This window comes from Rhodococcus tukisamuensis NBRC 100609, assembly GCF_001894985.1.
In the GTDB taxonomy this organism is placed as follows: Bacteria; Actinomycetota; Actinomycetes; order Mycobacteriales; family Mycobacteriaceae; genus Rhodococcus_G; species Rhodococcus_G tukisamuensis.
The window spans coordinates 1-23832 of the sequence record NZ_BCXG01000030.1 but is presented as its reverse complement, the minus strand read 5'-3'; the positions used below and the strand labels follow the sequence as shown (position 1 = coordinate 23832).

General features: G+C 69.9%; 19 protein-coding genes. 5 read left to right on the top strand and 14 right to left on the bottom strand.

The genetic code is table 11. The features are described 5' to 3' along the window. From RT2_RS22030 to RT2_RS22015, 4 genes are all read right to left on the bottom strand, one after another. Entirely contained in the window at window positions 1-1308 is a 1308-nt protein-coding gene (locus RT2_RS22030; RefSeq protein WP_174556743.1) for an ammonium transporter, read from the bottom strand. A 184-nt stretch (window positions 1309-1492) separates the two neighbouring features. Beyond that, the gene (locus tag RT2_RS22025; protein WP_139191295.1) at window positions 1493-2662 is read right to left on the bottom strand and encodes a phosphodiester glycosidase family protein; all 1170 of its coding nucleotides are present in this window, start codon (window positions 2660-2662) and stop codon (window positions 1493-1495) included. 206 nt (window positions 2663-2868) lie between these two features. Beyond that, window positions 2869-4347, bottom strand: coding sequence for a signal recognition particle-docking protein FtsY (gene ftsY, locus RT2_RS22020; RefSeq protein WP_072846946.1), 1479 nt, complete (start codon window positions 4345-4347; stop codon window positions 2869-2871). Between the two features lie 97 nt (window positions 4348-4444). Next, the gene (locus tag RT2_RS22015; RefSeq protein WP_072846945.1) at window positions 4445-5077 is read right to left on the bottom strand and encodes a TetR/AcrR family transcriptional regulator; all 633 of its coding nucleotides are present in this window, start codon (window positions 5075-5077) and stop codon (window positions 4445-4447) included. 232 nt (window positions 5078-5309) lie between these two features. Between RT2_RS22015 and RT2_RS22010 the strand changes: the two genes are divergently transcribed. From RT2_RS22010 to RT2_RS21995, 4 genes are read left to right on the top strand one after another with little or no spacing between them, the layout of a single operon-like run. Continuing rightward, window positions 5310-6677 carry a flavin-containing monooxygenase gene (locus tag RT2_RS22010; protein WP_072846944.1) on the top strand — a complete coding sequence of 456 codons (1368 nt, stop codon included), beginning with the start codon at window positions 5310-5312 and terminating at the stop codon, window positions 6675-6677. Window positions 6678-6689: 12 nt separating this feature from the next. After that, window positions 6690-7853: a serine hydrolase domain-containing protein gene (locus RT2_RS22005; protein WP_072846943.1), complete on the top strand. Its 1164-nt coding sequence runs from the start codon at window positions 6690-6692 to the stop codon at window positions 7851-7853. After that, the gene (casG, locus tag RT2_RS22000) at window positions 7850-9511 is read left to right on the top strand and encodes a steroid-24-oyl-CoA synthetase (RefSeq protein ID WP_072846942.1); all 1662 of its coding nucleotides are present in this window, start codon (window positions 7850-7852) and stop codon (window positions 9509-9511) included. Before RT2_RS22005 ends, casG begins: the two co-directional genes overlap by 4 nt. Window positions 9512-9560: 49 nt before the next feature. After that, window positions 9561-11303 carry an N-acyl-D-amino-acid deacylase family protein gene (locus tag RT2_RS21995; RefSeq protein WP_072846941.1) on the top strand — a complete coding sequence of 581 codons (1743 nt, stop codon included), beginning with the start codon at window positions 9561-9563 and terminating at the stop codon, window positions 11301-11303. 77 nt (window positions 11304-11380) lie between these two features. Here RT2_RS21995 and RT2_RS21990 read toward each other — a convergent pair whose 3' ends face one another. From RT2_RS21990 to RT2_RS21970, 5 genes are all read right to left on the bottom strand, one after another. Continuing rightward, window positions 11381-12202 (bottom strand): acyl-CoA thioesterase, encoded by an 822-nt coding sequence (locus tag RT2_RS21990; RefSeq protein ID WP_072846940.1) that lies wholly within the window; start codon window positions 12200-12202, stop codon window positions 11381-11383. Between the two features lie 126 nt (window positions 12203-12328). Then, window positions 12329-13201 (bottom strand): SGNH/GDSL hydrolase family protein, encoded by an 873-nt coding sequence (locus RT2_RS21985; protein ID WP_072846939.1) that lies wholly within the window; start codon window positions 13199-13201, stop codon window positions 12329-12331. Window positions 13202-13354: 153 nt separating this feature from the next. After that, window positions 13355-13933, bottom strand: coding sequence for a TetR/AcrR family transcriptional regulator (locus tag RT2_RS21980; protein WP_072846938.1), 579 nt, complete (start codon window positions 13931-13933; stop codon window positions 13355-13357). Between the two features lie 50 nt (window positions 13934-13983). Beyond that, window positions 13984-17598, bottom strand: a complete 3615-nt coding sequence (gene smc, locus RT2_RS21975; protein ID WP_072846937.1) for a chromosome segregation protein SMC — start codon at window positions 17596-17598, stop codon at window positions 13984-13986. Between the two features lie 99 nt (window positions 17599-17697). Then, the gene (locus tag RT2_RS21970) at window positions 17698-18474 is read right to left on the bottom strand and encodes a VOC family protein (RefSeq protein WP_072846936.1); all 777 of its coding nucleotides are present in this window, start codon (window positions 18472-18474) and stop codon (window positions 17698-17700) included. A gap of 100 nt (window positions 18475-18574) precedes the next feature. Between RT2_RS21970 and RT2_RS21965 the strand changes: the two genes are divergently transcribed. Beyond that, window positions 18575-20110: an APC family permease gene (locus RT2_RS21965; protein WP_245709522.1), complete on the top strand. Its 1536-nt coding sequence runs from the start codon at window positions 18575-18577 to the stop codon at window positions 20108-20110. Window positions 20111-20182: 72 nt separating this feature from the next. Here the strand turns inward: RT2_RS21965 and RT2_RS21960 are convergent, their stop codons facing one another. The 5 genes from RT2_RS21960 to RT2_RS21940 form a co-directional block, all read right to left on the bottom strand. Continuing rightward, complete coding sequence (locus RT2_RS21960) at window positions 20183-20638, bottom strand: DUF350 domain-containing protein (RefSeq protein ID WP_072846934.1); 456 nt, start codon at window positions 20636-20638, stop codon at window positions 20183-20185. Window positions 20639-20675: 37 nt separating this feature from the next. Next, window positions 20676-21842: a glutathionylspermidine synthase family protein gene (locus RT2_RS21955; RefSeq protein WP_072846933.1), complete on the bottom strand. Its 1167-nt coding sequence runs from the start codon at window positions 21840-21842 to the stop codon at window positions 20676-20678. A 1-nt stretch (window position 21843) separates the two neighbouring features. Further along, window positions 21844-22344 (bottom strand): hypothetical protein, encoded by a 501-nt coding sequence (locus RT2_RS21950; protein ID WP_072846977.1) that lies wholly within the window; start codon window positions 22342-22344, stop codon window positions 21844-21846. 133 nt (window positions 22345-22477) lie between these two features. After that, window positions 22478-22762 carry an acylphosphatase gene (locus tag RT2_RS21945; protein WP_072846932.1) on the bottom strand — a complete coding sequence of 95 codons (285 nt, stop codon included), beginning with the start codon at window positions 22760-22762 and terminating at the stop codon, window positions 22478-22480. A gap of 17 nt (window positions 22763-22779) precedes the next feature. Then, window positions 22780-23832 (bottom strand): SMP-30/gluconolactonase/LRE family protein (locus RT2_RS21940; RefSeq protein ID WP_218019050.1); only part of this gene is annotated, 1053 nt, incomplete at its 5' end.

Below are 23832 nucleotides of genomic sequence, written 5' to 3'. Positions count from 1 at the left end.
TCATGCCTCTCTGACGCTCACACGCCCCGGTACCGAACTGCCCGCCATCGCGGCGAAGTCGTATGCGTTCTCTGCGTGCTCTGTCTCGTCCACGCCGAGTGCCTCCGCATCGTCGCTGACCCGCAGGCCGATCGTGTACTTCACGACGAGAGCAACGATGGTGGTGGCCACCAGCGAGTACAGCAGAACAGCGCCCGCGCCGACTGCTTGACGCCACAACTGGTCGAAACCCCCACCATAGAACAGGCCGTCGACGCCGGCGGGCGCCTCTGTCGTTGCGACCAGACCGACCAGCAGGGTGCCGACGAGTCCGCCCACCAGGTGGACGCCGACGACGTCGAGCGAGTCGTCGAAGCCGAACCGGAACTTGAGGCCGACCGCGAGGGCGCAGAGGACGCCGGCGACGACACCGATGAACAGGGCCCCGAGCACGTTCACCGACGAGCAGGCCGGGGTGATCGCGACCAGTCCGGCAACGATGCCGGACGCGCCGCCCAGGGTGGTGGCGTGGCCGTCACGCAGGCGCTCGACGAGCAGCCAGGCCAGCATCGCGGCACAGGTGGCGACGACGGTGGTGATGAAGGTGGCGCCCGCAATTCCGTTGGACCCCACCGCCGATCCCGCGTTGAAGCCGAACCAGCCGAACCACAGCAGCGCCGCGCCGAGCATCACGAACGGCAGGTTGTGCGGGCGGAACGGGGTGGCCGGCCAGCCGCGGCGCTTGCCGAGGACGATCGCCAGCACCAGGCCCGCGACGCCGGCGTTGATGTGCACGGCGGTACCACCGGCGAAGTCGATTGCCTTGAGCTGGTTCGCGATCCAGCCGCCGTTCTCGGCGGTGACACCGTCGAACGCGAACACCCAGTGCGAGACCGGGAAGTAGACGATCGTCGCCCACAGGCCGGCGAAGAGCAGCCACGGGCCGAACCGCAACCGGTCCGCCACGGCGCCGGAGATCAGCGCCACCGTGATGATCGCGAACATCGCCTGGAAGGCGACGAACACCGTCGCCGGGATGGTACCGACCAGCGGGATGGCCGCCGCGGCACCGGTACTCGCATCACCCAGGTACGAACCACCGAACAGGCCCTTGAGGCCGAAGTACTGGAACGGGTCACCGAACAGGTGACCCGTGTCCTCCCCGAAGGCCATCGAGTAGCCGTACAGGACCCAGAGGATGCCCACCACGCCCATGGCGCCGATGCTCATCATGATCATGTTCAGCACACTCTTGGCGCGAACCATGCCGCCGTAGAAGAACGCGAGTCCCGGGGTCATCAACAACACGAGCGCGGCGCTGATCAGCATCCATGCGGTGTCGCCGGTGTCCGGTGCCCCGATTGTGGGGAATTCCACGTTGAGCCTCCTCTTCTGTCGTCTCGCCGGTGCGGCTGTCGACCTAGGGAGAAGAGTGCTCAGCTGGTGTTTCGCCTGTGCCGCCGCGGTGTTTCACTCACGTGAACGCATCCCCGAAACGTGTTGCAACCAGGTTTCAGGGTGCCGTGCGCAGGCCCAGCCAACCGGGCACCCGGCGACCCTCACCGTCCGAGCAGTACGCCCCGGGGACCTCCGCGCAGGCACCGGCCGGCGCGATCCCGGCGTTGATGCCCTGGCCCGCCCAGGTGAGCCCGGCGTTCTTGCTGAGCACCATCGCGGACGAGCCGCCGCCGTCGAGCACCACGGCCTTGTCCGAGCCAAGGGCACGGAAGAGGTCTTGGACGTTGCCGATGCTGAATCCGTCACTCTCGTTGCTGCCTCCTTGGAAGACGTACAGCTCGTCGCGGGCGGTGTTGTAACCGATCGCGGTGCGTGCGGCCTTGCGGACCGGGCTGTCGACGAACTGGAATTCCTGGCCGGGAGCGCGCAGCTTGAGGCCGCCGAAGGCGACGAAGGACTTGCCGCTGAACTCGAGCTGGTTCACCAACTGCTCCGCGGCGCGGTTGTTGTGAACCGAATCGGCGTCGCGGATGTCGAAGTTCGCGTCGGTCGGCATGCCCAGGAAGCTGTCACCGATGACGAAGGTCGACAGCGGCGACCAGACCTTTCCGGCTCCGTCACTGAGGCCTTCCTTGCCGACGTAGTAGCGGCTGCTCAGGTCGAAGATGGACGCGGCGCTGTGGGTGTCGGGGTGCGCGTCGTAGTAGGCGCCCATCGGAGAGCTGCAGCCGCTCTTCGACCAGTTGTCGCCGGCCCCCTGGGCCCGCACGTCGAAGAAGTTGGCGTTGATCGCGATGGCGGGCGAACCCATCCGTTGCCAGGCCTCGACCGGGCCGTAGAGCTCGGCGTTCTGCCGGGTGCCGTCGCCGGTGACCGCGTTGGGGTTGCCCTCGCATCGCCCACTCGAGTCGGACAGCAGCTGCGAGACCAGCCGGGAGTGCGAGGCACCGGGGATGACGACCAGTCGGCTGTCGGTGGCCATGTCGTACGCGCGGCCGTCCGCGGTGACCATCGGGAGCCGGAAGTCGGGACCGAACTGGTAGACCACCGGACCGCCGTGGGCCGACGCGACGGCCTCGGCGAGCCGCCCCTTGGCGGCACCGAGGGGGTCGGCCTGTGCGGGCGCGGCCAGCGCCGGCGCGAGCACGCCCGCGCACATCGCCGTGGCGGCGGCAGTGGTGACGATCCGACGGCTGATCCTCGATACTGCAGCGCTCGTACGCACGTTGTCCTCTCCGGTTGCGTGAGCCCGACCAGCCCGGCCAAATGTGGCGCAGGTCACGTCGGACGTCGCAAGTAGACAGGACTGAGATATCACTGTTATTCATTGCGGAAGTTTGTTGCGTAATCGTTACGCTAAATCGAAAACCCGCAGGACGGAACTGCCCGGCGCCGCAGGTGCGGGGCCGGGCAGTCTGGTCGACGATCCACTCAGCCGAGCAGTGCGTCCACGAACGCGGCCGGCTCGAACGGCGCCAGATCGTCCGCACCCTCGCCGAGGCCGACGAGCTTGACCGGCACGCCCAGCTCCCGCTGGACCTGGAAGACGATGCCACCCTTGGCGGTGCCGTCGAGCTTGGTCAGCACCACACCGGTGATGTCCACGACCTCCGCGAACACCCGCGCCTGCACCAGGCCGTTCTGTCCGACGGTGGCGTCGAGCACCAACAGCACCTCGTCCACGACGGCACGCTTCTCCACCACCCGCTTGACCTTGCCGAGTTCGTCCATCAGCCCGGTCTTGGTGTGCAGGCGGCCGGCGGTGTCCACGATCACCACGTCCACGCCGGTCTCGATGCCCTTGGTCACCGCGTCGAACGCGATCGCGGCGGGGTCACCGCCCTCGGGGCCACGCACAACCTCGGCGCCAACCCGCTCCGCCCACGTCTGCAACTGGTCGGCGGCGGCAGCGCGGAAGGTGTCGGCGGCACCGAGCAGCACCCGACGCCCGTCGGCGACCAGGACCCGCGCGAGCTTGCCGGTACTGGTGGTCTTGCCGGTGCCGTTGACTCCGACCACCAGCAGCACGCCGGGCGTCGCATCGTGCGGAAGCGCCTTGATCGAACGGTCGAACTCGGGGTGCAGAGCCTCGATCAGGACGGTGCGCAGCAGGGCGCGGGCGTCGGCCTCGGTCTTGACGCTGCCCGCGGCCAGTTCGGCGCGCAGTCGGGTCACGATCTGCTCGGTGGTGGCGCTGCCGAGGTCCGCGATCAGCAGCGTGTCCTCGATCTCCTCCCACGAGTCCTCGTCGAGGTCGCCGCCGCCGAGCAGGCCCAGCAGGCTCTTGCCGACCGCGGACTGCGAACGCGAGAGCCGGCCGCGCAGCCGGTCGAGCCGGCCCGCGGTGGGTTCGATCTCCTCGAGAACGGGGGCCGTGGGCGCCTCCACCTCGACCTCAGGCGCGACAACCTCGGGTGCGGGGGCCACGACCTCGGGTGCGGCCTCCGGCGCCGGCGCGGGGGCCTCGGGCTCGACGGTCTCCGGCGCGGGTGCCTCGAGTGCGGGGGCCTCCGGCGCCGCCTCGACCGCGGGTGCGGAGGCCTCCGGCGCCGCCTCGACCGCGGGTGCGGTCGCCTCGGGAACGACCTCGGGCCGCGGGGCGGCTACCGGCACCACGGTGGGCGCGGCCTCCGGGGCGGGCTTGGCTTCGGGGGCGGGCTTGGCTTCCGGAGTCGGCTTGGGTGCCGGCGCGGGCTTCGGCGGTGCGGTGGCCGTGGCCCCCCGACTGAAGCTGATCCCGCCCGCGGTCTTGTACCCGCCGGAGCGGTCCTTGGTCTCCCCCAGTTCGGGCGTCGACGGCGGCGGCAGCAGGCTGACCCGACGACGCCGGTACAGCACACCGCCCACCACGAGGGCCACGACGAGAACGGCCAGTACCGCCGCGATTGCAATCCAAGCTCCGGTAGTCACCGCCCCATCCTGTCAGGCGGAGCGCAGCGGCACGAAGCCGCGGCCGACCCGGGTTCGGCAACTCCCCGGCGGATCGGCGACCTGTACGGACCGTCGTCTACCGAGCGGCGGGCGCCGACAACGCGGGGAACCAGATGTCCGTCAGGACCTCCACCGCACGCTCGGCGGAGACGTCGATCGTTCCCAGCATCGCCCACCGGGTGAAGAACCGTTCGAGTTGGGTCACGAGGAGTTCGACGCGCAGGCGGGCCTCGTCGCGCTGACCCTCCGGCCAGCGCGCGAGGTAACTCGTCATCGAATTCGGTAGGGCGAGGATTCCGTCTCGGGCGATCGCACGGAACTCGGGCTCGAGCGCCGTCGCCTCGTCCCAGGCCGGGAGCATCTCCTTGTACTGGTGGAACCACTCGATGGCCCGGGTGATCCAGTCCGCGAACTCGGCGCGCGATCCGGTCTCGAGCACCCGGTCGAGGTCTTGATAGAAGGCCAGCGCGCTCGGTGCCAGACCCTCCTGGGCCAACTCCAGCAGGATCTCCACCTTGCCCGAGAAGTGCAGGTAGAAGGTCGCCCGGCTGCATCCGACGTCAGCGGCGATGTCGTCGACCGTCACCGCCGCGTACCCCCGGGCGGCGAAGAGCCCACGTGCCGACTCCACCAGCCGGGCGCGGGTTGCCCGCTTCTGTTCAGCTCGCAGCGTGCCGCGCCGGCTGCCGGTACCTGTCGCATTGCTCACTGCATCCACCACCAATCGAAGGTTACCCGCGGCTCGGACAGTCGCCGTACCGCAACGAAATCAACTTTACGTCATTCACTTGACAGTCCGTCAGTCAAAGATATTCTATGTCGTAGGTCACATCGAGTCGTACGTGCCGCAACAGTCACAGTCGAAGTTCTCCCGGCACCACGCCGCGACGACCGGGAAGACACGAGACGGCGGCCCACCGACCCCGGCAGAAAGAGAAGCCATGCACTCCCCGAACTTGCCTCGCGTCTGCATCATCGGCGCCGGTCCGTCAGGAATCACCACCGCCAAGCGCCTCCAGGAGTTCGGCATCCCGTTCGACTGCTTCGAGGCCTCCGACGAGGTCGGCGGGAACTGGTACTTCAAGAACCCGAACGGCATGTCGGCCTGCTACCAGAGCCTGCACATCGACACCTCGAAGTGGCGACTGGCCTTCGAGGACTTCCCGGTGCCCGCCGAGTGGCCCGACTTCCCGCACCACTCGCAGCTGTTCCAGTACTTCAAGGACTACGTCGACCACTTCGGCCTGCGGGAGAAGATCACGTTCAACACCTCCGTCGAGCGGGCGGAGCGCGATGACGACGGCCTGTGGACGGTCACGCTGTCCACCGGCGAGGCGCGCACCTACGACGCGCTGATCGTGTGCAACGGCCACCACTGGGACCCGCGGACCCCGGACTACCCCGGCGAGTTCGACGGCACGCTCATCCACAGCCACGAGTACAACGACCCGTTCGACCCGATCGACATGCGCGGCAAGAACGTCGTGGTGGTCGGGATGGGCAACTCCGGCCTCGACATCGCCTCCGAGCTCTCGCAGCGCTTCCTGGCCAAGACACTGACCGTCTCCGCCCGCCGCGGCGTCTGGGTGCTGCCGAAGTACCTCAAGGGCAAGGCCGGCGACAAGATGTCGATGCCCGCCTGGATGCCGCGCACGCTCTCCCTGGCGCTTCAACGGCGCTTCCTGGACAAGAACCTCGGCACCATGGAGGGCTACGGCCTGCCCAAGCCCGACCACCTGCCCTTCCAGGCGCACCCGTCCGCGAGCGGCGAGTTCCTCGGCAAGGCGGGCTCGGGCGACATCGCGTTCAAGCCGGCCATCGCCGCGTTGGAAGGCAAGCAGGTGCGCTTCACCGACGGAAGCACCCTGGATGTCGACGTGATCGTCTGCGCCACCGGTTACCACATCAGCTTCCCGTTCTTCACCGATCCGAACCTGTTGCCCGACAGCGAGAACCGTTTCCCGCTGTTCAAGCGGATGATGAAGCCCGACATCGACAATCTGTTCTTCATGGGCCTCGCGCAGCCGATGCCGACCCTGGTGAACTTTGCCGAGCAGCAGAGCAAGCTCGTCGCCGCCTATCTCGCGGGCAAGTACCTGCCGCCGGCCCCCAGCGAGATGGGCGCCGTCCTCGCCGCCGACGAGGAGTACTACCTCAAGCCGTACTACAAGTCCCCCAGGCACACCATCCAGTGCGAGTTCGACCCGTACGTGCGCAACCTGAAGAAGGAGATCGTCAGCGGCGGCAAGCGCGCCCAGGCCGCCGGCAACACCCTGCCCGTGCCGGCCCGTGCCATGCAGAACGTGTGAGAGGACAACGACATGACACTGACACAGGGATTCTGCGCGGAGGGCTTCGAGCCGGTCCGCGAGGCACTCGAACAGCAGCTCGCGTCGGGTGAGGAGCTCGGGGCGTCGATCTGCGTGACCCTCGACGGGCAGCCGGTCGTCGACGTCTGGGGCGGCTACGCCGACCAGGAGCAGACCACGCCGTGGGCCGAGGACACGATCGTCAACGTCTTCTCGCTCACCAAGACGATGACGGCGCTGTCCGCGCTGCTCCTCGTCGAACGAGGCGAGATCGACGTCTACCAGAAGGTCTCGCACTACTGGCCCGAGTTCGCGGCAAACGGCAAGGCGGACATCGAGGTTCGGCACCTGCTCTCGCACACCTCCGGGGTGTCCGGCTGGGAGCGACCGATCGAACTCGAGGACATCTACGACACCGAAGCTGCCAGCGCCCGGCTGGCCACGCAGGCGCCCTGGTGGGAGCCGGGCACCGCGTCGGGCTACCAGGCGCTGAACTACGGGCACCTGGTCGGCGAGGTGATCCGGCGAGTGGACGGCCGCAGCCTGGGGCGCTTCTTCGCCGAGGAGCTGGCGGGACCGCTGGGAGCCGACTTCCACATCGGCACCGGCCCCGAGCACTTCGGCCGGATCGCGCCGATGATCCCGGCGCCGGCAATCGACTTCGACATGTCCACGCTCGACCAGGACAGCATCCTGGTCAAGTCGGTGACCAGCCCGTGGCTCGACCTGGAGAAGGTCAACACCGCCGACTGGCGGCAGGCGGAGCTCGGCGCCATGAACGGTCACGGCAACGCGCGCTCGGTCGCCCGCCTGCAGTCGCTGATCTCCTGCGGCGGCGAACTGGACGGCACACGTCTGCTCTCGCAGGCCACCATCGACCTGATCTTCGAGCAGCAGGCCGACGGCATCGACCTGGCCATCCTCACCCCGCTGCGGTTCGGCATCGGCTACGGTCTCCCCCACCCCGACACCGCCCCGCTGGTGCGCGACGGCCGGGTGTGCTGGTGGGCCGGCTTCGGCGGGTCGATGCTCGTCAACGACCTCGACAACCGGATCACCTTCGCCTACACGATGAACAAGATGGCGCCGGGGCTGATCGGCTCCGACCGCAGCGACGCGTACCTGCACGCCACCAACGAGGCCGTTCACGCGGCACGGAAAGAGGTTTCCCGGTGACCAATTCTGTTGACCCCCAGGCCTACATCGCCTCCGTGATGGCGGGCCTCACCGGCCCGGGCGGGCGGTTCGAACTCGGCGTCGAGAACGTCCTCGGTGCCGACATCCCGATCATGAAGAACCGCGACCGGGCCCTCGGCGACGTGCTGGCGACCTCGCTGGCCTACGGTGACCGCGACTACCTGGTCACCGAGGACACCCGGATGAGCTACGCCCAGCACGGGGCCGCGGTGGCCGCGCTCGCCACCGCGCTGCGAGAGCGGTACGGCGTCGGCAAGGGCGACCGGATCGGCATCCTCGCCGCGAACAGCCCCGAGTGGCTCGTCACCTTCTGGGCGGCACAGACACTCGGCGCGATCGCGGTCGGCTTCAACGCCTGGTGGGCCCCGCGTGAGGTCGAGTACGGCGTCAAGCACACCACGCCCACTGTCGTGGTCGCCGACGCCAAGCGCGCCGCCGTGCTCGCCGGCCTCGACGTGGACACCACGGTGCTCACCATGGAGGAGGACCTGCCCCAGCTGTTCACCGAGTTCGCCAGCGCCGAGCTGCCGAACACCGAGGTGGCCGAGGACGATCCGGCGGTGATCCTCTACACCAGCGGGACCAGCGGCCGACCCAAGGGCGCCGTGCACTCGCACCGGAACGTGCTCGCGACCATCGACTACCACCGGTTCAGCGACGCGCTCGCCGCCGCGTTCACCGGCGGCGACCCGAACTCGGATGCCCCGAGCGACCGGCGGTACCTGCTCACCTCGCCGCTGTTCCACATCGCCAGCCTGCACAACCTGGCCGTCCCGCGGCTGGCCACGGGCGGCGCGGTGGTGATCTACCAGGGCGCGTTCGACGTGGACCGGATGCTCCGGCTGGTCGAACGCGAACGCGTGACCAACTGGGCCGCCGTCCCCACGATGGCCAACCGCCTGCTCGAGCACGAGGACCTCTCGCGCTACGACCTCTCCTCGGTCACCGCGTTCGCGCTGTCGGCGGCGCCGTCGTCCGCGGCGTTCCAGGACCGGCTGCGCGAGAAGGTGCCGTTCGCGCGCAACTCCCTCGTCGACAGCTACGGCCAGACCGAGAGCGCCACCGCGATCTCCGTCGCCACTCCCCTGGATCTCGCGCACTTCCCCGGCACCCTCGGCCGGCCCATCATCGGGGTCGCCGTGGAGGTCCGGGATCCGTTCGGGGAGAAGGTCCCCGACGGCGTCGAGGGCGAGATCTGCGCCCGCAGCCCCTACGTGATGCTCGGCTACTGGGACAACCCCGAGGCCACCGCCGCGACGATCAGTGAGGACCGCTGGCTGCACACCGGCGACTTCGGCGTGATCGAGAACGGCATGGTCCGGCTCACCGGACGACGGTCGGACCTGATCCTGCGCGGCGGCGAGAACGTCTACCCGATGGAGATCGAGCAGTGCCTCGACGAGCACCCCGAGGTCCTCGAGTGCGTGGTGCTCGGCGTGGACCACGCCGACCTCGGCCAGGAGGTGGCCGTGGTGGTGGTCGCACGGTCGGAGGACGCCGTCACGGAAGAGGAACTGCGGGCGTTCGCCGGCGACCGCCTCGCCTACTTCAAGATCCCGGCACAGTGGCGGATCACCACCGTCCCGCTGCCCCGCAACGCAACCGGCAAGACGATGCGTACCAAGGTGGTCCTCTGATGGACTCCCGGTCGGCAATCGACGAAATTCGAGAATGGAGAGCTCAGCCATGAGCTACGACGCAATCATCAAGAACGGCCGTTGGTTCGACGGCACCGGCGCGAGGTCCCAGACCCGCAACCTCGGCATCCGGGACGGACGCGTCGCTGCCGTCTCGGTCGACCCGCTCGACGAGGCGGACTGCCCGCAGGTTCTCGACGCCGCCGGGAAGTGGGTCATGCCCGGCATGGTCGACATCCACACCCACTACGACGTCGAGGTCATCCTCAGCCCGGGCCTGAAGGAGTCGGTGCGCCACGGCGTCACCTCGATCTTCCTGGGGTCGTGCTCGCTGTCGGCCGTCCACGCCGGCCCCTCCGACGCGGGAGACCTGTTCGGCCGGGTCGAGGCCATCCCGCGCAAACACGTGGTCGACACGCTCACCGAGTCCAAGACCTGGACCTCGGCGCACGAGTACGTCGAGGCGATCGAGGCGTTGCCGTTGGGCCCGAACGTGGCCTCCTTCATCGGCCACTCGGACATTCGTACCGCGCAGATGGGCCTGGACCGGTCGACCCGCAAGGACGTCAAGCCCACTCCCGCGGAACTCGACGCGATGGCAGCCAAGCTCGAGGAGGCGCTCGACGCGGGCTTCATCGGCATGTCCTCGCAGGAACTGCTCTTCGACAAGCTCGACGGCGAGGTCTGCCGGTCCCGGACCCTGCCCTCGACGTACTCGACGCGGCAGGAACGTCGCCGGCTGACGGCGATCCTGCGTCGGCGGGGCCGGGCGTTGCAGGCCGGCCCGGACGTGGGCCGCCCGCAGTCCATGGTCGCGTTGGCGCTGAGCAGCGTGGGGCTCTTCCGCCGCCCGTTGAAGGTGAGCCTGCTCTCGGCCGCCGACGTCAAGGCGATTCCGGCTGTGGCGCACGTCTTCCCGGCGATGGCACGGGTGGTCAACGGGCTGCGCGGCAACTTCCGGTGGCAGCACCTGCCCGTCCCGTTCGAGGTGTACTCCGACGGCATCGACCTGCCGGTCTTCGAGGAGTTCGGGTCCGGGGCCGCGGCGCTGGACCTGTCCAACCAGCTCGAGGCGCGCAGCGCGCTGCTGGCCGACGAGGCCTACCGCCGCCGGTTCCGCAAGGACTACGACAAGAAGTACGGTCCGCGGGTCTGGCACCGAGACTTCTTCGACGCCGAGATCGTCGAGTGCCCGGACGATTCCGTGATCGGCAAGACCTTCGGTCAGGTCGGGGTCGAGCGGGGTGGGGTGCACCCGGTGGACGCCTTCCTCGACCTGGTGGTCGAATACGGCACCAAGGTTCGATGGCGCACCACGATCTCGAACCACCGTCCCGAGGTGCTCAACAAGTTCGCGTCCGATCCCGGTGTGCAGCTGGGCTTCTCCGACGCGGGCGCGCACCTGCGCAACATGGCGTTCTACAACTTCGGCCTCCGCCTGCTGCGTCGCGTCCGCGACGCAGAGCAGGCGGGGACTCCGTTCATGTCCACGGAGCAGGCGGTGCACCGGCTCACCGGCGAGCTCGCCGACTGGTACGGGCTCGACGCCGGACACCTGCGCGAGGGTGACCGGGCCGACGTGGTGGTACTCGACCCGGAGCATCTCGACGCCTCACTCGACGCCTATGCCGAGTGCCCGGTCCCGGAGTACGACGGGCTTTCCAGAATGGTCAACCGGAACGACGATGCGGTGACAGCGGTGTTCGTCGGCGGCGAATGCGTCGTCCGAGACGGCCGGCCGACGCCCGTGCTCGGCACCAAGCGGACGGGACGGTTCCTGCGCGCCGGATAGCCGGCGGACGGACGGGCGGTTGTCGGGGCATGGACCGAGGGGTCAGGCCCGGGCAACCGCCCGTCCGTCGGTCGCGGTCAGTCCTTGGAGTACACGAGCTGGTGGGCGGTGGCCAGCAGCACCCCGTCGCGTCCCCACAGTTCCGCGGACTGGTCGAAGTAGCCCTTGCCGAACCGTTGCGCGCGGGCCGAGCCGAGCACCGCGGTATCCGCCTGCTCGGCGAGCGCGGCCGCGTCGGCGTGGAAGTACACCGTCAACGTGACGGTACCGGCCGGCACGAACTTTCCGCGGCGCAGGAACACCCGGGGAAAGAAGACATCGCTCATGGCCGTCAGCGCGGGGAAGTCCAGCGGACGGGCCGGGGTGTCGCGCACCCACAGCGTCGAGGTGGAGGTCGGGTGTTCGACCGATTCCAGCTTGGGGATACCGCCCTCGACAAACCGCATCTCGTAGTTGCGGGCCCAGGCGATGAAGTCCGGGAATGATTCGGGCGCAACGGAATCCGCAGCGGGAACCGCCGGGATCGTGATCTCGTCGGAAGACCAGGTGTCGCGGCGGGTGCCGAACACCGCGGTCGCGGTGGTCGCGACGACCCCGTCCTGGGTCAATTCGAGCGCCCAGTGCTGGGTCGACCGGTTGGTCCGCACCGGCCGGGCGGAGATGTCGAACTGGCCCTCGGCGACGGGCCCGGCGAAGTTGACCGTCAACGACAACGGGTCGCCGAGCCGGTCCGGGTGCAGCTGCACCGCCCGCACCAGCGCCGCGGCGGTGATGCCGCCGAACGGGCCGACCATGTTGGCGTAGTCCGCGGACGTGTGCCCGGCGAAACGACCGTCACCGGCCGGGGTCAGGCCGACGGCGGCGTCGAACGGATGGGACGGTGCGACGGTCTCGCTCACGATGGGCTCCTCACGGGTACTGGCAGATCATGTCCGATTATGGAGGCGGGCACGATCGACACGAATTCGCCCCGGCTTCCGGTCCGAGGGAACCGGGAGCCAGGGCGAACCTCCTACCCGGGCCGACTACTGCCCGATCGCCGCCAGCACCTGGTCGGCGAGCGCACGCTCACCGGCAGCGTTCGGGTGCACCGGAACCGGCTGGTTCGCGAAGAGCATCGGCTCGACCAGTCGCTCCGCGGCCGGCTTGCAGCCGTCGCGACCCTCGGAGACCTGCGACATGTCGACGAAGGTCGAGTCGGTCTCCGCGGCGGCGCGCCTGACCGCGTCGTTCAGCGTGGCCTGCAGGTCGCGCAGGTAGCTGACATCGCCCTCGGCCAGCGGCATCTGGGGCGAGCAACTCCCGCTCGCGGGCAGCAGCCACGGGTAGCCGGCGATCACTACCTGGGCACGCGGCGACCTGGCATGAATGTCGCGGAGCGCGGTGACCAGAGCGGGATAGGTCTCGTTGACAACCGGATCGGACAGTCCGGACGCGTTCTGCACTCGGCAGGGCTCGAACGCGCCGGGGTTCGACACCATGGCGCCGATGCAGCGGGCCATCGCGCCCGCGAAGGTGCTGTTGTTGTTGCCGCCGATCATCAGGGTGACCAGTTCGGTTGTGGGCGTGAGAGCCTCGAGCTGAGGTCGCGTGCTCTGGTACTGCGCCTCGTAGAAGTCCTGCGTCGTCGCGCCGCCGCAGCTCACGTCGGTGAGCCGGTAGCCCCGCTCCGCGGCCACGATGTGCGCGAAGTTCCGCTCCGACTGCCAGCACTCGAAAGGCGTCCCCGCCACCATCGGGGAGACGCCGGATCCGGCGCTGAAGCTGTCGCCCAGATTGACGTACTCGAGGCCGGGTGCGGGATCCGCCGATGCGGACGCGCCCGATGCGACACCGGTCACCGCGGCCAGCACCCCCACGGCCGCCACGAACCGTCTGACTCCAGCCTTCAACCCCACAGCATTCTCCCCTTGGTCGTGTGCCGTCGCGCCGGCCGTCACACGGCCAGGCAGCCGTGATGCCGATCACGATCTGGAAACCGTATACCGCTCAGTGTTTCACTGACAAGGGTGTGATTCCCGGCCGACTCTTCGCGAAGGGCGCGGGACTCGTCAGGCCTGGGTACGGCTGGCGATCTGATTCCAGAACTGCTCGATCTGCGCCGCCATGTCGATCGTCGGATCGAGCAGCCATCGCACCTGCAACCCGTCCGCGAGCGCCGCCAACGCTGTGGCCGTTGAGGTTACGTCGATGTCGGGCGCGAGGGACCCGGAATCCTGCATCTCGCGCAGAGCTCCCGCGAGCAGTTCGGTGAGGACGCGGTACCGGTCGAGCATGAACTGGTGGGCGGGGTGCTCCGGGTTGGATGCCTCCACCGACATGTAGGCGAAAAGCTCGACCAGCCCGGGCACTTCGGCGTTCTTTCGCATCACGTCGATGAACGCTTCCACCGGGTGCCGACCGCGCGGGGCCGCGGCATCCAACTCGTCACGCTTGCGGAGCACCGCGATGAACAGCTCCTCCTTGGAGCCGAAGTAGTGCAGGATGCCCGTCTGGCTCAGCCCGACCGCGGCGGCCAGCTCACTGACCGACGTCGCCCGGTAGCCGCGGTCGGCGATCACGCGCAGCGCGGCGTCGAGTATCTGCTCACGCCGCTCGATGCCTTTCGCATAGGAACCTCGTTTTGCCACCCGTCAAGCTTAGGGGCCGCGAACGGACCGCTCGCACGAGTCCAATGTGGCTACTCCGCCACCGGTTCCGGCACTGCGAGGTTCTGTCCCCGCAGCCGCTGGGAGATCACCTGGGTGATGCCGTCGCCGCGCATGCTCACCCCGTACAGCGCGTCCGCGACCTCCATGGTCGGCTTCTGGTGGGTGATGACGATCAGCTGCGACTTCTCCCGCAGCTGCTCGAACAGCCCGATCAGCCGGCGCAGGTTGGTGTCGTCGAGCGCGGCCTCCACCTCGTCCATCACGTAGAACGGGGACGGCCGGGCCCGGAAGATGGCCACGAGCATCGCGACCGCGGTCAGCGACTTCTCGCCACCGGAGAGCAGCGAGAGTCGCTTGACCTTCTTCCCGGGCGGGCGGGCCTCCACCTCGATTCCGGTGGTGAGCATGTCGCTCGGATCGGTCAGCACCAGCCGGCCCTCGCCGCCGGGGAACAGCTTCGCGAACACGCCGACGAACTCGCGTTCCACGTCCGCCCAGGCCTCGGTGAACACCTGCAGGATCCGGGCGTCCACGTCCGCCACCACTCCGAGCAGGTCCTTGCGGGCGTTCTTTACGTCCTCGAGCTGGGTGGACAGGAAGTTGTACCGCTCCTCGAGCGCGGCGAACTCCTCTAGCGCCAGCGGGTTGACCTTGCCGAGGGTGGCCAGGTCCTTCTCCGCGAGCTTGAGCCGCCGCTCCTGGGTGGCGCGGTCGTACGGCATCGGCGCCGGCGCGACCACCTGCTCACCCCGCTCGCGGGCCTGCTCGTACTCGGCCACCTCGAGCGCCGACGGCGGCAGCGGCACCTCCGGACCGTACTCGGCGACCAGGTCGTCGAGGCCGATGCCGTGCTGCTCGGCGATGGTCTGCTCGAGCTGTTCGATCCGCAGCGCGGCCTGCGCCCGGGCCACCTCGTCGCGGTGCACGGCGTCGGTCAGTGCGGTCATCTGGGCGGTGTACTGACGCACCCGCTCCTTCACCGTCTCGAGTTGCCCGCTGCGCTCGGCGCGTTGGCGGGTCAGCTCGTCGCGGTGCCCCGCGGCGGCGGCGACCACCGTCTCGAGGTGCGCGGCCACCCGTTGTCCCGACTCCGCCACGGCCGCCGCGACGGCCGCCGCGTTCTGCCTGGCTGCCATTGCCCGCTCCGCCCGCGCCCGGGCCTCGCGCTCCGCCTGCGCCGCTCGGCGCAGCGAGTCCGCCTTGCCCCGCACCGACTCGGCTCGTTCCTCCGCCGTGCGCAAGGTCAGCCGGGCCTCCACCTCGACGGCCCGCACCTCCGCCAGCGCGGCGGACGCCGCCTCGCGGTCCTCGGAGCTCGAGTCCCCCGCCCCGGCGCCACCGGGGTCGGACTGCTCACGCTGGGCGAGCGCGAGACGCTCCTCGAGTTCCCGCAGCGCCTCGACCGCCTCCTCGCGTCCGGCCTCGGCCGCGATGCGCTGGGCCGCCAGCCGCTCCGACTCCGCGTGCGCGGCGCGGGCCACCTGACCCAACCGGCCGAGCTGCTCGTAGATCGCGGACATCGCCGCGTCGGACTCGTTCAGCGCGGCCAGCGCCTGCTCGGCGTGCTCGGCCCGGTCGGCCTGCTCGGCCTCCGCCCCGGCCAGCGCGGCCGTCAGCTCCTCGGCCCGCCGTTCGGCGTCGGCCAGGGCGGCGGTCGACGCGTCGATGGCGGACTGCACCTCCAGCGTGGAGGGCCGCCGGTCGGAGCCGCCGGTGATCCACCCGGCCCCGAGCAGGTCGCCGTCGAGGGTGACCGCACTCAGGTGCGGCTGCGCGGCAACAAGATCCGCGGCGGCGGCCAGGTCGTCGACCACCGCCACGGCGCCGAGCAGCGCGCTCAAAGCGCCGCGCATCGAGGCCGGGTACTCCACCAGCTCCAACGCGGGATGCGCGCCGACCGGCAATGCCGCGGCGACCGCGGCCGGCGCCGGGGCGTCCCCGGCGACCAGCGCGGCCCGTCCGCCGTCGGCCTGCTTGAGCGCCGCCACCGCGGACCGGGCGTCGGCGACGGAGCCCGCGGCGATGGCGTCGGCCGCCGGCCCGAGTGCGGCGGCGATCGCCACCTCGAAACCGGTCCGGATCCGCAGCAACCCGGCCAGCGGCCCGATCAGCCCGTCCCCGGACCGGTGCTCGACCAGCCACGCGGCGCCGTCCTTCTGCTGCAGGCCGATCGACAGGGCCTCGATCCGCGCCCGCAGCGAGACCACCTGCTGCCCGGCGGCACGCTCGTCGTCCTTCAGCTCGGTGACCCGCGCGGTCGCGGCCGCCAGCGCGGCAACGGCCCGCTCGTTGTGGGCGTCGAGCCCGAACTCGCCGGCGTCGAGGTCGCCGATCCGGTCCTGCACGCTCTCGAACTCCGCCTGCGCGGCGTCACCGCGGGCCCGGGCGTCCTCGATGGCCACCGAGAGCCGCGCGACCTCGGCGTCGATGGAATCGCCCCTGGTGCGCAAGGTGTCCACCTGCCCGGAGAGCCGGGCGAGGCCCTCACGCCGGTCCGCGATGGCGCGGACCGCGGCCAGGTGGGCCCGTTCGGCGGCCGCGGACGCCTCCTCGTACTCGGCGAGCTGCTCGCGGGCCGCGTCGAGGGTGGCCCGGGCGATCTCCAGCGCCTCGACCAGTTCGGCCTCCTCCGCCGCCACCCGCTCCGCCTGCGCCTCGAGCTGGTCCGGGTCCTGGCCGCGGCCGACGGCGGGTGCGCTGTCGAGGTGCCGCGCGCGTTCGGTGGCGATCCGGATGGTCGCGTTGACGCGCTCGGCCAGCGCCGAGAGCCGGAACCAGGTCTGACCGGCGGCCTCGGCGCCCGGGGTGAGCCGTGCCACGGCCTGCTCGTGGGCGCCGAGTTCCGCGGACGCCGCCTCGAGTTCGGCCTGCACGTGCTCCTGCTGGGCGCGGGCGATCGCCTCGCCCTGGGCCTGGGTGGCCAGTTCGCCGCGGCGGGTGACCAGGTCGTCCGCGACCAGCCGCAGCCGGGCGTCGCGCAGGTCGGCCTGGACGGTCTGGGCCCGGCGCGCGACCTCGGCCTGCCGGCTCAGCGGCTTGAGCTGTCGGCGCAGTTCCGAGGTGAGGTCGCCGAGGCGGGCCAGGTTGGCCTGCATGGCGTCCAGCTTGCGGACGGCCTTCTCCTTGCGCTTGCGGTGCTTGAGGACTCCCGCGGCCTCCTCGATGAAGGACCGGCGGTCCTCGGGGCGGGACTCGAGGATCGCGGCGAGCCTGCCCTGCCCGACGATGACGTGCATCTCCCGGCCGATGCCCGAGTCGCTGAGCAGTTCCTGCACGTCCATCAGCCGGCAGGAGGTGCCGTTGATCTCGTACTCGCCGGCACCGTCACGGAACATCCGCCGGGTGATGGACACCTCGGAGTACTCGATGGGCAGCGCGCCGTCGGAGTTGTCGATCGTGAGCGTCACCTCGGCCCGGCCGAGCGGGGCCCGGCCGGAGGTCCCGGCGAAGATGACGTCCTCCATCTTTCCGCCGCGCAGCGCCTTGGCGCCCTGCTCACCCATCACCCAGGTGAGGGCGTCGAGGATGTTCGACTTCCCAGAACCGTTCGGGCCGACGACGCAGGTGATACCGGGCTCGAATCGCAGAGTCGTCGCGGAGGCGAAGGACTTGAAGCCCTTCAGCGTCAGACTCTTGAGATGCATGACGAATGACGTTACTGCACCGCACCGACCGACTCGCCAATTGATCGCGCCGACGGGGTGCACGCCTCGGCGTGCACCCCGTCGGCGCGGGACCCGGCGCTACCCCTGCGCACCCGGCAGCGGGGAACCGACCGTGAACTTCGCACCGAACGGGTCGGTGACCTCCGCGGTCCGCCCGTACGGCATGTCCGTCGGGTCGCTCGAGGTACCCCCGGCGCCTCGGGCCGCGGCGACGGCCGCGTCCGTGTCGGCGACCTGAAACAGCGTGCCCCAGGCCGATGCGGGCGCGGCCGGGTCACCCATGATGCCGCCGATCTCGTGCCCGTCCGGTCTGCGCAGGAAGGTGAAGTCCATGCCGGGCAGGTCGTCGTTTCCGTCCAGCGTGAAGTCGAAGACCGTGGCGTAGAAGTCACGTGCCGGGCCGGGGTCCGGCGTCACCAGGTCGTTGCGCAGCAGCGTGTTCGGCTCGTTCACCAGCTCGCAGCCGACGTGCGCCTGCCCCTGCCACAGCCCGAACTGTGCGCCGGACGGGTCCCGCACGATCGCCATCCGGCCCTGGCCCATCACATCCATCGGCTCCGCCAGGACGACGCCACCCGCGTCCGTGGATCGAGCGACCGTGACGTCCACGTCGTCGGTGGCCAGGTAGACGCTCCACCAGAACTCGGTCGCGCTCTCGTCGGGATTCGGCATCAGCGCGGCGACCTTCTTGCCTCGCAACAGGCACATCGTGTACCTCCCGATCTCCTCCGGCCCGACGTCGAACTCCCACCCGAAGACCGCCCCGTAGAACGACATCGCTCGATCGAGGTCAGGTATGCCGAGGTCGATCCAGGTGGGGGTGCCAAGCGGTTGGTTCGTCGTGACGGCGCTCATCGCTACTCCTCAACTGTCGGGTACGAAGTTGACGCTAGCCCCTGCCCGCCCGTCTGGACGCGGTACGCGTGCCCTCATGCGCTGCACTACCCTCCCCCGAGTGATTGATGACGTGGCGACCAAATCCAAGGGGCTCCGGGCGGGGGCCCTGAGCCTGACTTCCAGCGTGGTGATCGGGGTGGCCTCGGCCGGTCCGGCGTACAGCATCGCGGCCACCCTCGGCCTCGTCGTCGCGGCGGTCGGGCTGCAGGCGCCCGTGGTCGCGCTGCTCGCCTTCGTGCCGATCCTGTTCGCCGCCTTCGGCTACAAGGAGCTCAACGCCGCGGACCCGGACTGCGGGACCACCTTCGTATGGGCGACGCGCGCATTCGGCCCCGCCTGGGGCTGGATGTCCGGCTGGGCGATCGTGGTCGCGGACGTCCTGGTGATGGCCAGCCTCGCGCAGGTCGCCGGGCAGTACACCTTCCTGCTCCTCGGCGCCGACGGCATCGGCGCGGACGCCACCAGTGTGTGGGTGCTGCTGCTCGGCGTGGTGTTCATGGTGGCCATGACCTACCTGTGTTTCCGCGGCATCGACGTCTCGGCGCGGGTCCAGTCGGTGTTGCTGACGATCGAGTTCGTCGCGCTCGTGATCTTCGCCGTGGTCGCCCTGGTCCGGGTGTGGCTGGGCAACGCAGGCGCGGCGGCCCTGACCCCCGAGTGGAGCTGGTTCAACCCGTTCGAGATCTCCTCGTTCTCCACGTTCGTCAACGCGATCCTGCTGATGGTGTTCATCTACTGGGGCTGGGACTCCGTCGTCTCGGTCAACGAGGAAACCGTCGACAGCCGCCGTACCCCGGGCCGGTCGGCGGTCATCTCCACGGTGGTGCTGGTCTCGCTCTACGTGCTGGTGACGGTGGCCGCGCAGTCGTTCGCCGGCGTCGGGACCGAAGGCACCGGCCTGGCCAACCCGGAACACTTCGACGACTTCTTCGCCGCGATCGGGACCGCGGTGTTCGGCGAGGGCCTGCTCGGCCAGGTGCTCACCCACGTGCTGCTGCTGATGATCCTGACCTCCGCGGTCGCCTCCACCCAGACGACGATCCTGCCGACCGCCCGCACCACCCTGTCGATGGGCGTGTTCCGGGCGCTGCCCGACGCCTTCGCGCGGGTGCATCCGCGGTATCTCACCCCCACCGTCTCGACGCTCGCGATGGGCGCGGCCTCGGTGGCGCTTTACGTGGTCTTCAACTTCGTCTCGGCGGGCGACCTGATCTTCGACTCGGTCTCCGCCATCGGCATCGCGGTCGGCTTCTACTACGGGATGACGGCACTGGCCTGCGCCTGGCTCTACCGCGGCACCCTGCGCAGCAGCACCCGAGACCTGCTGCTGCGGGGGGTGTTCCCCCTCCTGGGCGGGGCGATGCTGCTGTTCGCGGCGGCCTGGACGGCCGTCACCTCGTTCGCCTCCGACGCCGGCGAGACCAGCTGGACCATGCCGTTCGCCCCGCACTGGCAGATCGGCGGCGTGTTCATCCTCGGCGTCGTCTCGATGCTGCTGGGACTGCCGCTGATGTGGTGGTGGCGGAGCCGGGACCGCGCGTTCTTCGACGGCGAGACCGTCCCGCGTGGACTGCCCGTCCCGCAGGACCGCTAGGCGGCTGCGCCGCTCGTGCGCGGTTACCGGGTCCCTGGACCCGGTAACCGCGCACGAGCACGTAGTGCCTGGTTACAGGATCGCGACCGCGACCACGAGACCCAGCGCCAGGTGGGCGGCCGCGACCACCAGCACCTCGGGGGTGAAGCGTTCCTCCGCCAGCACGGTGCCGATGTCGATGCCGGTCACCAGTTCCACCAGCCGCACGGAGATCACCTGTGCCGCAATGCCGACGAGGCCGAACACCAGCGTGTAGATCAGTCCCTCCGCCAGCTTCCCGGACGAGGCGTAGATGGCCAGCACCACGATCAGCGCCATGCTCACCATCCCGGACGCCGTCACCACCGCCGAGTTCGGCTTGCCCTCCCGAAGCATGGTGCGCAGCGGCCCCGGAGTCGACCAGTCGATCGCGTAGAAGCCCAGCACCATCAGGACCAAGCCGACAATGGCGTACAGCACGATGGCCGACACTCCCCGGCCCAGCTGGGACCAGTAGTCGGCGCTCAGGGCCACCACGGTCGTAGTCATGTCGTGCTCCGTTCGATGAGGTTCGGTGAGTGTGCGTTCACTGCTGCGGGATCCGGTGCGGCACGAAGGCCGCCCCGTCGTCGGTGACCAGTCCGGAGGTCTCCCGGATGCCCAGCCCCGCCGCCTCGTCGCCGACGATCCAGGCGCCGAGCGCCGGCCGCATGCCGTCGAATTCCGGTAGCGGATCGAGCAACTGGTAGACGAAGCCCTCCTCGCCGTAGATGCCGCCGGTGCTGGTGTCCATGCCCGCGCCGACGATCGAGACGTTGGCGCCCTCTCGGCCGAGCTTCGGCTTTCGTACGTACTCGGTGAGTTCGTGGGGATCGTCGAGGTAGGCGGGCAGCAGGTTCGGGTGCCCGGGGTACATCCCCCAGAGCACCGCGAGGATGGCCTTGTTGCTCAGCAACGTCTTCCACAGCGGTTCGATCCACATGGTCTCGGGCATGAGTTCGACTGCGCGCTTGCCGAAGTCGTCGTCGAGCACCCACTCCCAGGGGTACAGCTTGAACAGCGTGGAGATCGGCGCCTCTTCGAGGTCGACGAAGCGGTGCAGGTCCGGGTCGAAGCCGATCTCCTCGATCGCCAGGGCCACGGTGTCGAGCCCGGCCTCCGCCGCGCACTCCTGCATGTAGGCGACGGTGACGTTGTCCTCGCCGCTGGCGTCGGCCGAGGACCACGAAAAGTGCATCTCGGCGCTGGGCAACTGGGCACGGATCGCGGCCCACCGCTCGACCAGCTTCTCGTGCAGCGAGTTCCACTGGTCGTCGCCGGGGTGGGTGTCGGTGAGCCAGTGCCACTGCAGGATCGAGGCCTCGAGCAGTGTGGTCGGGGTGTCCGCGTTGTACTCGAGCAGCTTGGCCGGCCGACGTCCGTCGTAGCGAAGGTCGAATCGGCCGTAGACGTGCGGGTCACCGCGACGCCAGGACTCGGCGATCGGCCCCCAGGACCACTCGGGCAGTCCGAACTCGTGGTACCGCTCGGTGAGGATCACGTGCTCGACGGCGTTGAGGCACATCGAGTGCAGCAGTTCGACGTCCGCCTCGAGCGCGAGGATCTCGTCCATCTCGAACGCGTAGTGCACCGACTCGTCCCAGTACGGGCGGTCGGTGCCGTCTGCCATCCGGGCGGGGGTGCCGTAGACCAGTCCCTGCGCGGTCACCTTCTCCTGCCACCCCGGTCGCGGGGTGCCACGTAGTCTGCGCATCTCAGCTCCCGCCGCTTCCGGAGACCTTGCTGCCGAAGCCGCCTCGCTGAATTGTGGTGCCGGACTTGGTCTTGACGGTGGCTCCCTGCGGTTTGGCGGTGCTCCCGCCGGTGACGACGGTGCCGACGCCGCCGCCCTTGCCGCCGTAGTTGTAGCGGTAGGAGGACCCGGCGAAGATGAACAGGCCACCCACACCCGGGCTGCCGTTCGTGCAGTACTCCTCCGGAACCTCGACCTCGGTGTCCGGATTGACGCAGGTCGCGGTGACCGTGTCCGACGACAGTGCGGTGTAGCCGAGCGCCACCAGCCCGACGACGCCGACCACGGCCACCCCGCCGATCATCGCCTTGCGGCGGGTGCGGCGGCGCTGCTCGTCCTTGGCCGCGGCCTCCGCGGCCTGGCGTTCGAGTTCCTCGCGCTCCTTGCGGGCCTTCTCCCGGGCGCGGGCCTCGCCGACCGTGGGCGGACGCGGCTGCGTCGCGCCGGGTTCCTGCCGACGGATCCGTCCGCCGCCCGGACGGGCCGGTGTCGCGCCCTCGGTTTCCGGCCGCTGCTCCTCCGGTCCCGAATCCCCCGGTTCTCCCCTCTCGGGTCCCACTGAGCCCTCCCCACCGTGTGACGTCATCGACCCGACCCTAGCGTTCGACGAATCCGACGAGCCCACCCGCCGCGTCGGACCAGCTCTCGACCACCAGGTCCACCCGGCCCGGCGTCGCGCCGGACCGCAGCAGCCCGAGCAGTCGCTCGCAGTCCGCACGCGGCCCCTCGGCGATCACCAGGACGCGGCCGTCCGGACGGTTCGTCGCGTGGCCGACCAGACCGAGCTCGAGCGCCCGGGACCTGGTCCACCACCGGAAACCGACGCCCTGCACCGACCCGTGGACCCAGGCAGTCAGGCGCGCGGGCGGTGTCGAGGGCATCGGGGTGTGTCCGGCGGTCAGCGTGTCGGCGGCACGAGCTTGCGCACCTTGCCGTCAAAACTGGTGGCGTACAACGCCGTCGGGTCCCATCCGTCACCGGCGCCGAAACGCACCGAGGACGGCATCGTGATGCCCGTGGCGATGTCGCACTGGTTCCCGCTGACCGGGTCGACGCGGACAACCTTGCCCGCGCCGTTGAGCGCGACGTACACGCTGCCGTCCTCGCCGACGGCCAGGTCGTCGGCGATGTTGGTGCGGCCGTCACCGGGCAGCTTCACGGTCTGCGGCGCGGCGGTCAGGTCGGCGGCGTCGAGGACGTGCACGGCGCTGGTGGCGTCGAAGGAGGTGTCGACGACGACCTTGCCGTCGGCGGTGGCCGCGATCCCGTTGACGCTGCCGAGGTCGACCGACAGTCGCTTCGACTCGCCGCCGCCCGCGGGGATCCGGGTGATTCCGACGCTGTCGCCGAGCGCGGTGGTGGTGAGCAGGTCACCGTCGGCGAGCTGGGCCAGGCCGTTGGGCATGGTCAGTCCCTTGGCGAGGGTGGTCCGTTCGCCCGTGTCCAGGTTCACCGACTCGACGGTTCCGTTGGTCGCACCCATCAGGCCCGACATCGCGTTGTTGCCGGTGGTGAAGAGCGCCCTCGACCCGTCGACGACGATGCCGCCGGGGCTGTTCACGTCCTCGACCAGGTCGCCCTTCTCGCCCTTCGCCGTCAGGGTGCGCAGCGCTCCCCCGCCGCTGGGCGCGCCCTCCGAGAGCAGCATGTTGCCGCGGCCGTCGAAGGCCAGGTTCTCGAGCATCCCGAATCCGGAGGCCACGGTGCTCACCGTCCACGGCACGCACGCCGCGGGAGCGGGCGCGGGCTGCGTCGTGGCGGCGGGCGCCGCCGTCGTCGTGGGCACAGCCGTCGTCGTCGCGGGCACGACCGTGGCGGCCGGCGCGGGAGCCGGCGCGCCGACGGGCGCGGGAACCGGCTCCGTCGTGGGCGTGGGCGTGGGCGTGGGCGCAACCGAAGACGGCTGCGCCGCAGCGGGATCGGCGGCGGGAGGCACGGGGGCGGGAACGGC

Excerpts from the sequence above, each read along its gene's own strand:
- RT2_RS22030 (WP_174556743.1), bottom strand. The coding sequence starts at position 1,308 with ATGCTGATCAGCGCCGCGCTCGTGTTGTTGATGACCCCGGGACTCGCG.
- RT2_RS22010 (WP_072846944.1), top strand. The coding sequence starts at position 5,310 with ATGCACTCCCCGAACTTGCCTCGCGTCTGCATCATCGGCGCCGGTCCG.
- RT2_RS22005 (WP_072846943.1), top strand. The coding sequence starts at position 6,690 with ATGACACTGACACAGGGATTCTGCGCGGAGGGCTTCGAGCCGGTCCGC.
- RT2_RS21995 (WP_072846941.1), top strand. The coding sequence starts at position 9,561 with ATGAGCTACGACGCAATCATCAAGAACGGCCGTTGGTTCGACGGCACC.
- smc (WP_072846937.1), bottom strand. The coding sequence starts at position 17,598 with ATGCATCTCAAGAGTCTGACGCTGAAGGGCTTCAAGTCCTTCGCCTCC.
- RT2_RS21970 (WP_072846936.1), bottom strand. The coding sequence starts at position 18,474 with ATGAGCGCCGTCACGACGAACCAACCGCTTGGCACCCCCACCTGGATC.
- RT2_RS21960 (WP_072846934.1), bottom strand. The coding sequence starts at position 20,638 with ATGACTACGACCGTGGTGGCCCTGAGCGCCGACTACTGGTCCCAGCTG.
- RT2_RS21955 (WP_072846933.1), bottom strand. The coding sequence starts at position 21,842 with ATGCGCAGACTACGTGGCACCCCGCGACCGGGGTGGCAGGAGAAGGTG.
- RT2_RS21945 (WP_072846932.1), bottom strand. The coding sequence starts at position 22,762 with ATGCCCTCGACACCGCCCGCGCGCCTGACTGCCTGGGTCCACGGGTCG.